Here is a 620-nt window from a genome sequence, read left to right on the forward strand (position 1 = left end):
GGCTTGTCCAGCGGACGAACCGGCGTCGGGATGTAGTCGTCGACCGCAGCCATCAATTCGCGGATGGAATCCTCGCCGATCTTCTTGTCGGAATCTTCCAAAGCCGCAAGTGCCGAACCCTTGACGATCGGAATGTCGTCGCCGGGGAACTCGTTCTTGGTCAACAGCTCGCGCACCTCGAGCTCGACCAGCTCGAGCAGCTCGGCGTCGTCGACCTGGTCGACCTTGTTCAAAAACACCACGATCGACGGCACGCCGACCTGACGGGCCAGCAGGATGTGCTCGCGGGTCTGCGGCATCGGGCCGTCGGCCGCCGACACAACCAGGATTGCGCCGTCCATCTGCGCGGCACCGGTGATCATGTTCTTCACATAGTCGGCGTGGCCGGGGCAGTCGACATGGGCGTAGTGGCGGTTGGCCGTCTCGTATTCGACATGCGCCGTCGAGATGGTGATGCCGCGCGCCTTTTCCTCGGGCGCCGCATCGATCTGGTCGTAGCGCTTGTATTCGCCAAAATACTTGGTGATCGCCGCCGTCAGCGATGTCTTGCCATGATCGACGTGGCCAATCGTGCCAATGTTCACATGAGGCTTTGTACGCTCGAATTTACCTTTTGCCAT

At 60.8% G+C, this 620-nt stretch carries 1 protein-coding gene; it reads right to left on the reverse strand.

Annotated features, from left to right (window positions below):
• Nucleotides 1-620, reverse strand: a 620-nt coding sequence (locus tag NKH36_RS34735; protein ID WP_292429503.1) for a GTP-binding protein, incomplete at its 3' end; no start/stop codon positions are given.

Origin of the sequence: Mesorhizobium sp. M1312, assembly GCF_040318115.1 — a bacterium.
In the GTDB taxonomy this organism is placed as follows: domain Bacteria; phylum Pseudomonadota; class Alphaproteobacteria; order Rhizobiales; family Rhizobiaceae; genus Mesorhizobium.